The organism is Geodermatophilus sp. SYSU D01105 (assembly GCF_054050095.1).
Genome location: NZ_JBJGYR010000012.1, coordinates 81,931 through 94,428 on the forward strand (window position 1 = coordinate 81,931; position 12,498 = coordinate 94,428).

14 protein-coding genes are annotated in these 12,498 nt (G+C 74.9%); 9 read left to right on the forward strand and 5 right to left on the reverse strand.

Going from position 1 to position 12,498, the window contains the following annotated elements; translation table 11 throughout:
• Positions 1 to 4: 4 nt before the first annotated feature.
• Positions 5 to 910: an ABC transporter substrate-binding protein gene (locus ACI79I_RS13270; RefSeq protein WP_456992805.1), complete on the reverse strand. Its 906-nt coding sequence runs from the start codon at positions 908 to 910 to the stop codon at positions 5 to 7.
• A 103-nt stretch (positions 911 to 1,013) separates the two neighbouring features.
• On the opposite strand from ACI79I_RS13270, the gene ACI79I_RS13275 reads away from it, so the two are divergent.
• The 5 genes from ACI79I_RS13275 to phaZ all read left to right on the forward strand — a co-directional run bounded on the left by ACI79I_RS13275 (position 1,014) and on the right by phaZ (position 7,054).
• Positions 1,014 to 2,708: a phosphatase PAP2 family protein gene (locus tag ACI79I_RS13275; protein WP_456992806.1), complete on the forward strand. Its 1,695-nt coding sequence runs from the start codon at positions 1,014 to 1,016 to the stop codon at positions 2,706 to 2,708.
• A complete protein-coding gene (locus ACI79I_RS13280; RefSeq protein ID WP_456992807.1) occupies positions 2,705 to 3,307 on the forward strand; it encodes a hypothetical protein in 603 nt (200 codons plus the stop codon). The genes ACI79I_RS13275 and ACI79I_RS13280 overlap by 4 nt, the downstream gene beginning before the upstream one ends.
• Complete coding sequence (locus tag ACI79I_RS13285) at positions 3,304 to 4,365, forward strand: flippase-like domain-containing protein (protein ID WP_456992808.1); 1,062 nt, start codon at positions 3,304 to 3,306, stop codon at positions 4,363 to 4,365. Before ACI79I_RS13280 ends, ACI79I_RS13285 begins: the two co-directional genes overlap by 4 nt.
• A gap of 120 nt (positions 4,366 to 4,485) precedes the next feature.
• Positions 4,486 to 6,210: a PHA/PHB synthase family protein gene (locus ACI79I_RS13290; protein WP_456992809.1), complete on the forward strand. Its 1,725-nt coding sequence runs from the start codon at positions 4,486 to 4,488 to the stop codon at positions 6,208 to 6,210.
• Between the two features lie 7 nt (positions 6,211 to 6,217).
• Entirely contained in the window at positions 6,218 to 7,054 is an 837-nt protein-coding gene (gene phaZ / locus ACI79I_RS13295; RefSeq protein ID WP_456992810.1) for a poly(3-hydroxyalkanoate) depolymerase, read from the forward strand.
• A gap of 6 nt (positions 7,055 to 7,060) precedes the next feature.
• Here the strand turns inward: phaZ and ACI79I_RS13300 are convergent, their stop codons facing one another.
• Both ACI79I_RS13300 and ACI79I_RS13305 read right to left on the reverse strand, forming a co-directional pair.
• A complete protein-coding gene (locus ACI79I_RS13300) occupies positions 7,061 to 7,969 on the reverse strand; it encodes a hypothetical protein (RefSeq protein ID WP_456992811.1) in 909 nt (302 codons plus the stop codon).
• A complete protein-coding gene (locus tag ACI79I_RS13305; protein ID WP_456992812.1) occupies positions 7,959 to 8,204 on the reverse strand; it encodes a hypothetical protein in 246 nt (81 codons plus the stop codon). Before ACI79I_RS13305 ends, ACI79I_RS13300 begins: the two co-directional genes overlap by 11 nt.
• Before the next feature lie 413 nt (positions 8,205 to 8,617).
• Between ACI79I_RS13305 and ACI79I_RS13310 the strand changes: the two genes are divergently transcribed.
• Positions 8,618 to 8,962: an STAS domain-containing protein gene (locus ACI79I_RS13310; RefSeq protein WP_456992813.1), complete on the forward strand. Its 345-nt coding sequence runs from the start codon at positions 8,618 to 8,620 to the stop codon at positions 8,960 to 8,962.
• A gap of 9 nt (positions 8,963 to 8,971) precedes the next feature.
• On the opposite strand, the gene ACI79I_RS13315 is transcribed toward ACI79I_RS13310, so the two are convergent.
• The gene (locus tag ACI79I_RS13315; protein WP_456992814.1) at positions 8,972 to 9,730 is read right to left on the reverse strand and encodes a TetR/AcrR family transcriptional regulator C-terminal domain-containing protein; all 759 of its coding nucleotides are present in this window, start codon (positions 9,728 to 9,730) and stop codon (positions 8,972 to 8,974) included.
• 276 nt (positions 9,731 to 10,006) lie between these two features.
• Here ACI79I_RS13315 and ACI79I_RS13320 point away from each other — a divergent pair, with 276 nt between their 5' ends.
• From ACI79I_RS13320 to ACI79I_RS13330, 3 genes are all read left to right on the forward strand, one after another.
• Positions 10,007 to 10,813 (forward strand): DUF2382 domain-containing protein, encoded by an 807-nt coding sequence (locus ACI79I_RS13320; protein ID WP_456992815.1) that lies wholly within the window; start codon positions 10,007 to 10,009, stop codon positions 10,811 to 10,813.
• Between the two features lie 84 nt (positions 10,814 to 10,897).
• Entirely contained in the window at positions 10,898 to 11,260 is a 363-nt protein-coding gene (locus ACI79I_RS13325; RefSeq protein ID WP_456992816.1) for a hypothetical protein, read from the forward strand.
• Between the two features lie 147 nt (positions 11,261 to 11,407).
• Positions 11,408 to 11,893 (forward strand): response regulator, encoded by a 486-nt coding sequence (locus ACI79I_RS13330; RefSeq protein WP_456992817.1) that lies wholly within the window; start codon positions 11,408 to 11,410, stop codon positions 11,891 to 11,893.
• A 39-nt stretch (positions 11,894 to 11,932) separates the two neighbouring features.
• On the opposite strand, the gene ACI79I_RS13335 is transcribed toward ACI79I_RS13330, so the two are convergent.
• Entirely contained in the window at positions 11,933 to 12,382 is a 450-nt protein-coding gene (locus ACI79I_RS13335; protein ID WP_456992818.1) for a PGPGW domain-containing protein, read from the reverse strand.
• Between the last annotated feature and the right edge of the window lie 116 nt (positions 12,383 to 12,498).

Genomic DNA, 12,498 nt, shown 5'->3' on the forward strand with positions numbered 1-12,498 from the left:
TCGCTCAGCGGCCGCCCCACCACAGTGCGGCGGCCTCCGCCGGGGTCCGGCCCTCGACGACGAGCCGGTTGAGCCGCACGAGGTCGGCGCCGGTGAGCCGGGCGCTCACCGCGTCCAGCGCGGTCCGCAGCCCCTCTCCCGCCTCGTCCAGCACCGCGGTCCGCACGATGGGCACCACGTTCTCGTGCGGCTGCAGCCCCCGGTCGTCGTCGAGCAGGACCAGCGAGCCGTCGGCCAGGTGGGGGTCGGTCGTCTCCAGCAGGCCGACGTCGATCTCCTCCGACAGCAGCGCCTCCACCGTCGCCGACCGGGAGGGCATGGCGCGCACCTCGGCGAACTGCAGGCCGTAGACCTCGCGCAGGCCGGGCAGGCAGTACCGGCGCTCGGGGCACTCGGGCGGGCCACCGAAGACCAGCCCGGACGCGACCAGGGCGAGGTCGGACAGCCGGCGGACGGCGTTCTGCTCGGACCACGTGGCCCGGACGACGAACCCGTTCTGGTCCTCGGCGGGCGCCGCGGCGAGCACGGTGGCACCGCGCTGGGCCATCACCCTCGCCAGGGCGGCCCGGAGGTGCTCGGGCTCGCGCCGGGCCGCGGGCCGCCCGGGGTCGACGAAGTCCAGGGCCGTGCCGAGGTAGTCCACGACGAGGTCGACGACGCCCTGCTCCAGCGCGGGCAGCACCACCTCGCGGGTGCCGATGCCGTGCACGACGGTCACCGGCAGGCCCGCACGCCGCACCGCCTCGGCGTAGACCTCGGCGAGGATCTGGTTCTCGGCGAAGTCGTAGGAGGCGATCCGCACCGTGCCCTCGGCCGGCGGGGCCGCCGTCCCGGGAGCCGGCGCGCACCCGGGCAGCAGGAGGAGGGCCAGCAGGAGCAGCGCGGCGGGAACCGCCCGGGGACGCCGCATCGCGGGCTCCCTCCTCGAGCGGGGACGGGCCCGGCCACGCTAACGCCGGACGACGGCGAACCCAATGGACCGCGGGCCCGCCGCAGGTGCAGCATCGGGCGCCATGGCGTCGTTGCCGCACGCCGTCCCGGAGGCGGGCCCGGTCCGGCGTGCCGGGCCGCCGACGATCCAGCGCGTCCGCCGCCGGCGGCGTCCCTCCGGGGAGCCCCCGCCGCTGCCCCGGCACCTCAACGCCTCCGGCCGGTGGTGGCTGGGGCTGTCGGCGGGCGTGGTGGTGGCGTGGGCGGTCGTGCTGGCCACCGACAGCGTGCCGCTGGTCGACCTGGTGGACACCCGCGTGCTGCAGGCGGTCGCCACGCTGCGCTCACCCGGGCTGACCGACGTCGCCGAGGCGGCCGGGGTGCTGGCGACCGAGCCCGTCATCCACGCGCTGTGGCTGGGCAACCTGCTCGTGCTGGCGGTGTGCCGCCGCTGGCACCACCTGTTCGTCTGGCTCGGGGTCGGCCTGCTGGTGGTCAACGTGGGGGCGCTGGCCACGGTCGTCCTGCAGCGTCCGCGCCCCTTCGAGGTGGAGCTGTTGGGCGAGTGGTCCGGCTTCTCCATGCCCTCCCTGCCGGTGACCGTGCTGACGGCGTTCCTGGTCAGCACCGCGTACGCCCTCGTGCCGGCCGGCCGCCCCCGGACGGTGGCCAAGTGGACCGTCACGGGGTTGCTGGCGGTCACCGTGGCCTCCCGGCTGTACCTGGCCCAGGACCACCCGAGCGACGTCGTGGCCGGCGTCGTCCTCGGTGTCGCGACCCCGCTGGCGGCGTTCCGGCTGCTGACGCCCAACGACGTCCACCCGGTGCGCTACCGCCGCGGCAGCCCGGCCCACCTCGACGTCTCCGGCGCCCGCGGGGAGGCGATCGTGCGGGCGCTGCAGGACCAGCTGGGCCTGCTCGCCACGTCGTGCACGCCGTTCAACCTGGCCGGGTCCGGCGGCTCGACACCGCTGCGGATCACGGTGAAGGCGCAGGACGGGGAGGACTTCGTCTTCGGCAAGCTCTACGCCGCCACGCACGTGCGCTCCGACCGCTGGTTCAAGCTCGGCCGCACCCTGCTCTACGGCCGGCTGGAGGACGAGAAGCCCTTCCACAGCGTGCGCCGGCTGGTCCAGTACGAGGACTACGTGCTGCGGCTGTTCACCGACGCCGGGCTCCCGGTACCGCACCCGATGGGGATCGTGGAGATCACGCCGGAGCGCGAGTACCTGCTGGTCACCGAGTTCCTCCGCGGCGCCCAGGAGATCGGGGACGCCGAGGTCGACGAGGCCGTGATCGACCAGGGGCTGGCCGTGGTGCGGCGGATGTGGGACATCGGCGTGGCACACCGCGACATCAAGCCGGCCAACATCCTGGTGCGCGACCGCACCCTCTACCTCATCGACTCCGCGTTCGCCGAGATCCGGCCCAGCCCGTGGCGGCAGGCGGTGGACCTGGCCAACATGATGCTGGTCCTGGCGCTGCGGACCGACCCGGCGCGGGTCCACGCCCGGGCACGGCTGCGCTTCTCCGACGAGGAACTGGCCGAGGCCTTCGCCGCCACCCGCGGCCTGACCATGCCCACGCAGCTGCGCCGGTCGCTGCGCGCCGACGGCCGCGACCTGCACGCCCAGTTCCTCCACCTGCTCCCCTACCGCCTGCCGCCGGTGCAGATCCAGCGGTGGAGCTGGCGGCGGGTCGGCCTGTCGCTGGTCGCCCTGCTCGGCCTGCTCGCCGCGGCCCTCGTCGGCAGCAACCTGCTGGACTCGCCGCTGTGACCGGCTCCGGGCTCGCCCGGCGGGTCCTCCTGCTCGCCGGCGCGGCGCTGGTGGCCACGGGCTGCGCGACACCGGGCGACCCCCTGCTGGGCACGGCGCCGGCCTGCTCCATCGGGGACGACGCGCGGGCGGCCGGCGGCGTCGTCCTCATGGCCCAGGCCGTGCCCACGGCCTCGCGGGTCCCCTGCGTCGAGGGGCTGCCGCTGGGGTGGCACTTCTCCGGGCTGGAGGCCCAGCGCGGTTCGGCCCGGTTCTGGCTGGACTCCGACCGGGACGGCGTGCGCGCCATCGAGGTCGCGCTGACCGGGTCGTGCGACACCGGCGAGGCCACCGAGGTCCCCAGCGACCGCGACGGCATGGTGCGCTTCGAACGGGTCACCCAGGTGACCCCGCAGTACCACGGCCGGCGCATGTACCTGTTCGACGGCGGCTGCCTCACGATCGCGTTCACCCTCGGCGGGGAGAGCCGCGCCGAGGCGCTCGCCCTGGCCACCCAGGGCATCGGCACCCTCCGCCGGGCCGAGCTCGCCGAGCAGGTGCGCGCCGAGAGCGGGGGGCGCCTGGAGCTGGACCCGCCCCGGGCCGGCGGGCCGCCGTGACCGCGCGCCGGTGGCGCAGGGCGGTCGCGCCGGTGCTGTCGCTGGCGCTGGCCGGCGCGGTCCTGGCCTGGTTCCTCCCGCAGTTCACGAGCGTGGCGGCGGTGTGGTCCTCGGTCCGTGCGATGACCGGGGCGGAGGTCGCCCTGCTCGGGCTGGTGACGGTGTGGAACCTGGCCACCTACCAGTTCCTCGTGGTCGCGACCATGCCCGGGCAGACCCTCCGCCAGGCCACGGTCGCCACGCTGTCGACGACCGCGGTCTCCAACACCGTCGTCGCCGGCGGGGCCATCGCGGTCGGGCTCACCTACGCGATGAACTCCTCGTGGGGCTTCTCCCGCTCGCGGACGTCGGTCTCCCTGCTGGTCTCCGGGCTCTGGAACAACTTCGCCAAGCTGGCCCTGCCGGTGCTGGCCCTGAGCCTGCTGGCGTTCCGGTCCGCTCCCGGCACCGGGCGGGTCGTGGCCGGGCTGGCGGGCCTGGCCGGGCTCGCCGTCGCCGTCGTCCTGCTCGGGCTGCTGCTGCACAGCCGGGCGGCCGCCGCCCGGATCGGCACCGCCGCCGGCCGGGCCGCCTCCGCGCTGGTCCGGCCGTTCGGCCGGCCGCCGGTGCACGGGTGGGACCGGGCGACGACGCGGTTCCGCGACCGGACGGCGCTGCTGCTGCGCGCCCGCTGGCACTGGATCACCCTCACGACGCTGGTGAGCCACCTGTCGCTGTTCCTCGTGCTGCTGGTGGCGCTGCGCGTCGTGGGGGTCCCGGCGGACGACGTCGGGGTGGTCGAGGCGCTGGCCGTCTTCGCCTCCGCCCGGTTGCTGACGGCCGTCCCCTTCACCCCCGGCGGGCTGGGCGTGGTGGAGGTGGCGCTGATCGCGGGCCTCGCGGCGGCGGGCGGGGACCGCGCGCTCGTGGCCGCCGCGGTCCTGGTCTACCGGGTGCTGACCTACGTGCTGCCGATCCCGCTCGGGCTGGGCACGTACCTGTTCTGGCGGCGCAACCGGTCGTGGCGCCGGCCGCCCAACACCGCGCCCCGGACGGCGCTGGTCCCCGAGTCCGTGTGAACGAGGACCCCTGCCCCCACCCGAACGGGCCGGGGGACGCCGCCCGGGCGGGCGCTCGTCGGTGACCCGTGGTTCAGTGTCGGTGGTCACACCGTGAGCCGACGCCCCGAGGAGACCGGCATGACCGACGCAGCCCGCACGCCCGAGGACCGCACCACCGACGGGGTCGCCCAGGAGCCCGGCGAGGCCGCCATCGGCCTCGACATGGTGCTCGTCGACGGCGCCCGCGGACCGCTGCGCCGGATGATCCCGCCGGCGCGCACGACACTGCGGTTCGGCCGCGCCCTCGCCGGCCGGCCCCGCGTGGTCGCCCAGCGGGTCGGGACCCTCGCGTCGGACCTGGGCAAGGTCGTCGCCGGCCGATCCGACATCGCCCCCTCGCCCAAGGACAAGCGGTTCAGCGACCCGGCCTGGAGCGGCAACCCGCTCATGCGCCGGGCGATGCAGGCGCACATCGCCGCCGCCCGCACCGCGATGGAACTGCTCGAGGACGCCGACCTCGACTGGCAGGACGACGAGCGCCTGCGCTTCACCCTGACCAACGTCGTCGACGCCCTCGCGCCGAGCAACACCCCGCTCAACCCGCTGCTGTGGAAGGCGGTCATCGACACCGGTGGGCGCAACGCCGTCCGCGGCCTGCGGCGGCTGGTCTCCGACCTCGCCTCACCGCCGCGGGTGCCCACGATGGTGGAGCCCGACGCCTTCACCGTGGGCGAGGACCTCGCCGTCACGCCGGGCGCCGTGGTCCTCCGGACGCCGGTGTTCGAGCTGATCCAGTACCGGCCGACGACCGAGACCGTGCGGTCGGTGCCGCTGGTGATCGTGCCGCCGACGATCAACAAGTACTACATCACCGACCTCGCGCCGGGCCGCAGCATCGTCGAGCACTACGTGGCCTCGGGGCAGCAGGTCTTCATGATGTCGTGGCGCAACCCCGACGAGCGGCACGCCGACTGGGGCATGGACACCTACGGCCAGGCGGTCCTCGACGCCATGGACGCCGCGGAGCGGATCACCGGCAGCGACCGGACGGCGCTCCAGGGCTTCTGCTCCGGCGGGATCATCCTCGCGATGACGCTGGCGCACCTGGCCGACATCGGCGCACTCGACCGGGTCGCCGCCTCCAGCTACTCCGTCGCCGTCCTGGACTGGTCGCGGGCGGGCACCCTGGGCGCGCTCATGGACGAGGGGGCGATCCGGGACGCGACCGAGAGGTCGCGGAAGAAGGGCTACCTGGACGGCGCGACCCTGGCCGAGGTGTTCGCCTGGATGCGCCCCAACGACCTGGTGTGGAACTACTGGGTCAACAACTACCTGCAGGGCAACCCGCCCCCGGCCTTCGACATCCTCTACTGGAACGGCGACACCACCCGCATGAGCGCGGCCCTGCACCGCGACTTCATCGACATCGCCTTCGGCAACAAGCTGGCCAAGCCGGGCGCCGCCACCATGCTCGGGTCCCCGGTCGACCTGTCCAAGGTGGACGTCGACGCCTACGTCACCGCGGGCATCGCCGACCACATCTGCCCGTGGCAGTCCTGCTACCGGACGACGCAGCTGGTGGGCGGGCGCAGCCGGTTCATCCTCTCGACCAGCGGTCACATCGCCTCGCTGGTCAACCCGCCGAGCAACCCGAAGGCGTCCTTCCAGGTCGCCCCGCAGACCCCGCCGGACCCGGAGCAGTGGCTGGCCTCGGCGGAGAAGCAGAAGGGCTCGTGGTGGCCGGACTTCACGTCCTGGCTGGCCGAGCGCACCGGCGACGAGGTCGACGCGCCGTCGTCCCTCGGCAGCGACGAGCTGCCGCCGCTGACCGACGCCCCCGGCACGTATGTCTTCGACAAGTAGGCCCCGCGTGCCGCGAGCCACGTCGGCGCCCGCCACCGACGTGGTCCGCACCCTCACCGTCGCCGGGCGGACGCTGCGCGTGTCGGTCCGCACCGGCGACGAGTCGGTCCCGCCGCTGCTGCTGATGAACGGCATCGGGGCGAGCCTGGAGGTGCTGCAGCCCTTCGTCGACGCGATCGACCAGCGGCGGACGGTGATCCGGTTCGACGTCCCCGGTGTGGGGGGGTCCCCACGGCCGGTCGTCCCCTACGTCCTGGCGACGTTCAGCCCGGTCGTCGCCGGGCTGCTCAGCCAGCTCGGCCACGACGACCCGGTCGACGTCCTGGGGCTGTCCTGGGGTGGCGGGCTGGCCCAGCACTTCGCCGTCCAGCACCGCCGCCGGGTCCGCCGGCTGGTGCTGGCGGCGACCGGCACGGGCACCCTGATGGTGCCCGCGCACCCGCGGGTGCTCGCCCGGATGCTGACCCCGCGCCGCCACCGGGACCCCGGCTACACCCGGTCCATCGCGGGGGACATCTACGGCGGGACGATCCGCGACGACCCCGCGATGGCCGCCCGGGTGCTGCACTCGGCGAGCCGGCTGGGCCCGCGGCGCGGCTACTACTACCAGCTGGCGGCCAGCGCCGGCTGGAGCAGCCTGCCGTTCCTCCGGCTCATCCGGCAGCCGACCCTGATCGTGGCCGGGGACGACGACCCGATCATCCCGGTGGCCAACGCGCACATCCTGGCCCGGCTGATCCCCGACGCCTCGCTGCACCTCTACCGCGGCGGCCACCTGGCGCTGATCACCGAGGCCGACGAGCTGGCCCCCGTGGTCGAGCGCTTCCTGGACCGCGCCGCCTGACCGGGCTCACCCCCGGACCGCGGTGACGAGCGAGCAGCCGGCGACCCCGGAGGCGTCGACCCGGAAGCCCATCTGAGTCAGCAGGTCCGCGACGGCGCCGTTCATCGTCCGCTGCACCGCCGCGTCCACGGCCGCGCCCCGCACCTGCTGCCGGCTCATCCGGTCGTGCTGGTGCCAGCTGACCAGGATGCCGCCGGAGCCCGGGACCGGGGTCAGGCAGACCCCGCCGGCCGCGCCCTGCCCCTCGCAGTCGTGCAGCGGCAGGCCGGCCTCGACCAGCGCCGCGGTCACCTCGACGACCAGGGTGGTGAGCGCGTCGTCGTCCGTCATCAGCTCGGTCCACTCCTCGGCCAGCCGGTCCAGCTGCTCGCCGAGCTCGCCGAGCCACGCCTGGTCCTGGGGGAGCTGCCGCCGGACCAGCGCGCCGTCGGCGCGCTGCACCCCGTAGACCGCCACCACGGAGGCCGACAGGTCCTGCGAGAGGGCGGCCCAGTCGGCGTCGATCCGGTCGGCGAAGGGGCCGGCCACGACCCGCTCGCCCGGGCCCTCGCCCCACCCGTCGACCAGCCACCACGCCGCCGCCGTCCCCGGCGCGACGGCCCGCTTGCCCGCGGGGTGCGTCGCCACGCCGACGGCGGCTCCGTGCGCGCGGCGCCCGGCCGGCGCCGTGGCGCCGCCCTCGCCGGCGTCCGCGCGCGGGACGTCGGCGCCCGGTCGGCTCCCTGCACGGGTCCGGGCCGGAGCCGGCCCGGTCCGGGCGGGGACGGCCCGCTGCTGCTGCACCTGGTTGCGCTCGAACTGGTACCGGGCGGTCGAGCTCACGCCCAGCACGATGACCACCGCGGCGAGCGCGACGAAACCCAGGACGGCGACGGCCGGCCAGAACAGCAGCACCTCGCCCACGTCACCACGCACGCCAGGCTCCCTGCGGTCCGGCGCCCCACAGGGCGGCCCGCTCCACCAGGTCCCGCGTCCACGGCCGCAGCCGCGCGACCGAGGTGCGCAGCGAGCGGCGCAGCGACCTCGGTGCGACCGCCGACTCCTCGGGGGAGAACAGGTCCAGCAGCGCCGTCAGGGTCAGTTCGTCCTCCGCCCCCGTCGGCGCAGGCGGGGTCGACGGTCGGGTGGCCAGTGCAGGTGGCGCGTTCACACGGGGCTCCTCGGGGCTGTGCGTCGCGGCCGGGGAAGTGCCGCGAACAGCCCGAAAAGTAGGGCTCGAGCGGCCTGTCCCCGCCGCCGCGGAGGGCGCCGGGAGGGGCCCGTCACCCGATCGTTGCGGAGGTCCCGCCGAGGGGGCGGTGACCCACCGCTGCACCCGCCGTCTTGTCGACATCCGCCCAGCTCCGGAGCGTGGAACGGCCTGGTGGGGCGGTCGATGACGCCGGAGCGGCACCGCGACACGGCGTGTCCCGACGGGTGTCCTCGAGGACGGGCGCTGGACACGTCGCCGCCACCGGCAGCTGCACGCGTGGCCCCGGAGAGGGCACCACCTTGTTTACGATGTAAAGGGCCACGCTCCCCGTCGGTCTGCGCACATCCCTCGACGCCCGCTCAGGAGACCTCGTGACCTTCGACGCCATGCCGCCACACCCGCCCGGCATCGTGTGGGTCGCTCGGGAGGACGGCGACCCCGTCCTGCACCTGCGCGGTGAGATCGACTCCGCGACGGTGGCGCGGTTCGAGGAGGACCGGGCCGACGCCGGAGACGGGCCCTCGGCGGGTGTGGTCGCCGTCGACGCCACGGGCGCGACCTTCATCAACTCGGCGGGCCTGGCCCTGCTGGTGCGGGAGACCCTCCCCCACCGGAGGGCCGGGGGCACGCCGAGCCTGCGCAACCCGAACCGCACCGTGCTCCAGGCGCTCCGGCTGACCGGCGTGCTCGACCTGTTCGAGGTCGCGCAGCCCTGAGTCCGCCCGCTAGACGATCGTCCCCGGCCGCCGGGACTCCCGCAGGACCCGGTGGAGGCGGTCGAGGAGGTTCTCGAGGGACTCCTCGAACTCGGCCGAGGACTCGTCCTGCGACAGCAGCGGCTCGAGTCGACGCACGTGGGGGTACTCGGTCAGGGGGTCGGCCTCCTCAGGCGGCGCCCCCTCGGGGTCGTCGGCGGGGCTGATCGGCACGCCGCGCTGGGAGACCTCGAGCAGCAGGTGCCCGAGCAGGAAGCTCGTGTAGGCGCGGTACGCGGCGACGGCGGCCTCGTCGGAGAACCCGTGGTCGGTCAGCGCGTCCAGGAAGGACTCGAGCCAGCGCAGGCTCCGCAACGGGGGCCGGATCCAGGGTGCGTCGGGTGGCCGGGTCGCGATCAGGGGGAACACGGCCGGGTGGGTGAGGGCGATGCGCCGGACCCCGTGGGCGAGGCGCTGCAGGTAGTCCTGCCAGCCGTGCCGCGGGGCCAGGAAGACGTCGGGGTCGCCGTAGAGCTCGTCGATGACGTGCTCCACGATGCCGTCGAGCAGGTCGTCCCGGCCGGTGACGTGCCGGTAGAGCGCCATCCCCTCCACGCCGAGGTACGCGCCGAGCCGGCGCATCGTCAGGGCGTCGATCCCGTGCTCGTCGACGAACCGGATGGCCCCGCCGATCACCCGGCGCCGGTCGAGGGGGGCGCGGCCGGCGGCGGGCTGGCCACCCCGCGCACCCGGGCTGTCGGGTTCCTCCTGCCCGGCACCCTCAGCCACCTCGCGAGCCCTTCCTCTCGACCCTCCCGGCCCTTGATTTGTACCGCCAACGCCGCAGCCGAGCAGCGCGGCCCGTGCACACCGGGAGCCGCACCGGGTTGCCGGGTCGGCAGACCGGGTACGCGAGCGCCGGGCTACCCGAGGCACGCGTCTGTTTACAACGTAAACCGAGCGGGCACCTGAGGGGTCGCGGGCCCGTGTCCCCGGCCGCAGCGCACTCGCCTCGCGTCCGGACACGCGACGAGAGCGCCCTCCCCCGACTCCCCAGGAGTGATCGTGATCAGCGAGCAGCAGATCAGTTCCGTCATCGGCACCACCGCCCTCGACAGCGACGGCAGCAAGATCGGCAGGGTCGGCGAGGTCTACCTCGACGACGAGACCGGCCGCCCGGAGTGGGCGACGGTCAACACCGGCCTGTTCGGCACCAAGGAGACCTTCGTGCCGCTCGCCCAGGCGGACCTGGCCGACGACCAGCTGCGCTTCCCCTACGACAAGGCGAAGGTCAAGGACGCCCCCCGCGTCCGGGACGAGAACGGTCACCTCTCGCCCGAGGAGGAGGCCGAGCTCTACCGCTACTACGGACTCGGCTCCCCCGCCGCGGCCGGGGACGCCGGTGCACTCACCGGCGGTCGGCACGGGGACGGGCGGGCCGACCTCACCGGCGAACCGGGCGTCGTCGGCCGGGACACCTCCGGCCCCACCACCGACCAGGCGATGACCCGCTCCGAGGAGCGCCTGAACGTGGGCACGCAGCGGGTGGAGGCCGGCCGTGCCCGGCTGCGCAAGTACGTCGTCACCGAGAACCAGACCGTGACGGTGCCGGTCTCCCGCGAGGAGGTCCGGGTCGAGCGCGAGCCGATCACCGACGCCACCGTGGGCAGCGCGCTGGACGGCCCGGCCATCAGCGAGGAGGAGCACGAGGTGACCCTCCACGCCGAGCGTCCGGTGGTGGACGTGGAGGCGGTGCCGGTGGAGCGCGTCCGCCTCGACACCGAGACCGTCACCGAGCAGCAGCAGGTCAGCGACACCGTCCGCAAGGAGCAGATCGAGTTCGACGCCGACGAGGCCGACCGCCGCCGCTGACGCCGCGACCGCAGGTGGGCGGGTCCGGGTGAGCTGCGCTCACCGGGCCCGCCCGGCTCCGCCGTCCCCGCCCGAGGAGCTGCCATGCCCGACCGCCGGAACGACCCCTCGGCGACCACGGACGGCGCGCACGCCACCCGCGGCCCGATGAGGGACGTCGTCGACGCCCAGCACGGCCGCTACGGCGGCACCAGCCTCGCGGTGTGGCTGATCGGCCTGCTGGTGGTCGTCCTGCTCGCCATCGCCGCCGCCCTCATCGGCGCCGAGTACAACGTGCTGGCCCGCCTCGACCTGCCGAGCATCCCGATCAGCGGACAGACCGCGACCACGGCGGGCGTCGTCGCCGGCGTCGCCGCCGTGCTGGCCACCCTGCTCGGCGCCGTCCTCGGCGGCAGGCTCGGCACCCACTACCACCGCACGATCGACCGCGTCGGTCACGACGCCTGACCTCCCGGTCCCCGCGGTCCCCTCGATTGGGGGACGTCGGACCCCAGGTAGCGGGCTGACCACGATGCGCTCCCGCGACGACGATCCTGGGCACGCCCTGGAGCAGCGGACAGCGCCGTGGACCGGGGGACCGATCCAAGGAGCGCCATGCCGATCCGGGTCCTCGTCGCCGACGACCACACCCTCGTCCGCGAGGCACTGAAGGAGCTGCTCACCTCGGCTCCCGACATCGAGGTCGTGGGCGAGTGCTCGGACGGCGACGAGGTCGGTCCCGCCGTCGCGGCGACCCGTCCCCACGTGGTTCTGCTCGACGTCCAGATGCCGCGCATGGACGGCCTCCAGGCGGCCGCCCAGCTGCTCGGGTCCCACCCGGAGGTGCGCGTCCTGATGGTGACCGGCGCCCTCACCGCCAAGAGCGCCGCCGAGGCCAGGGCGCTCGGGGTGGCGGGCTACCTGCTCAAGTCCGACGACCCCGCGCTCCTCGCCGACCACGTCCGGACCGTGGCGGCCGGCGGGAGCGCGTGGAACAGCGAGGCAGCCGCCCTCGCCGCGCACCGCGCCGACGGCCGGGCGCCCGCGGCGACGGGGACGTCGTCGGTCCGCCTCGACGAGAGCCCCCGGAGACTGCGGTAGCCGGCCTCGGTCGCGGTGCTCAGTTGGGGGTCGCGGGGCTCAGTTGCGGGGTCGCGCGGCTCGGTAGGCCCCGGCCGTGCCGCGCTCGCCCGCCGGCCGGTGCGCCCGGGCCTGCTCGAGCTTCTCCTGGCGGCGTGCGAAGACGACCGTCCCGACGAGGAAGAGCCCGGAGAGGATGAGCACGACGGCGGTGAACGCGTTCATGAACGGCAGGTCCACCCCCACCAGGGCGAGCACGCCGAGCGCGACCAGCACCAGGGCAGCCAGCACCGCGCCGGCGGCGCGCCACGGGCTCTTCGCGACCTCCTCGATGCCCTCCTGCGCCTTGTCCTTGGCGTAGTCCAGCGGCTTCTGCGCCCAGGAGAAGCGCGTGGCCAGCACTGCCAGGCCGGCGGCGATGAGCACGAAGCCGGGGCCGGGCAGCACGAGCAGCGCGATGCCGGCGAGGGTCAGGAAGCCGCCGAGCACGCCGACGACAGCAGTCTTCACGGTGTGGTGGTGCCCAACCCGTCGAGGCGTCATGCGACCCGACGGCTCCGATGCGCTGGGTGGGCCCCGTGGGGATCGAACCCACAACCCGCGGATCAAAAGGGCGCGGGAGGTCT

Excerpts from the sequence above, each read along its gene's own strand:
- ACI79I_RS13270 (WP_456992805.1), bottom strand. The coding sequence starts at position 910 with ATGCGGCGTCCCCGGGCGGTTCCCGCCGCGCTGCTCCTGCTGGCCCTC.
- ACI79I_RS13275 (WP_456992806.1), top strand. The coding sequence starts at position 1,014 with ATGGCGTCGTTGCCGCACGCCGTCCCGGAGGCGGGCCCGGTCCGGCGT.
- ACI79I_RS13290 (WP_456992809.1), top strand. The coding sequence starts at position 4,486 with ATGACCGACGCAGCCCGCACGCCCGAGGACCGCACCACCGACGGGGTC.
- ACI79I_RS13325 (WP_456992816.1), top strand. The coding sequence starts at position 10,898 with ATGCCCGACCGCCGGAACGACCCCTCGGCGACCACGGACGGCGCGCAC.
- ACI79I_RS13330 (WP_456992817.1), top strand. The coding sequence starts at position 11,408 with ATGCCGATCCGGGTCCTCGTCGCCGACGACCACACCCTCGTCCGCGAG.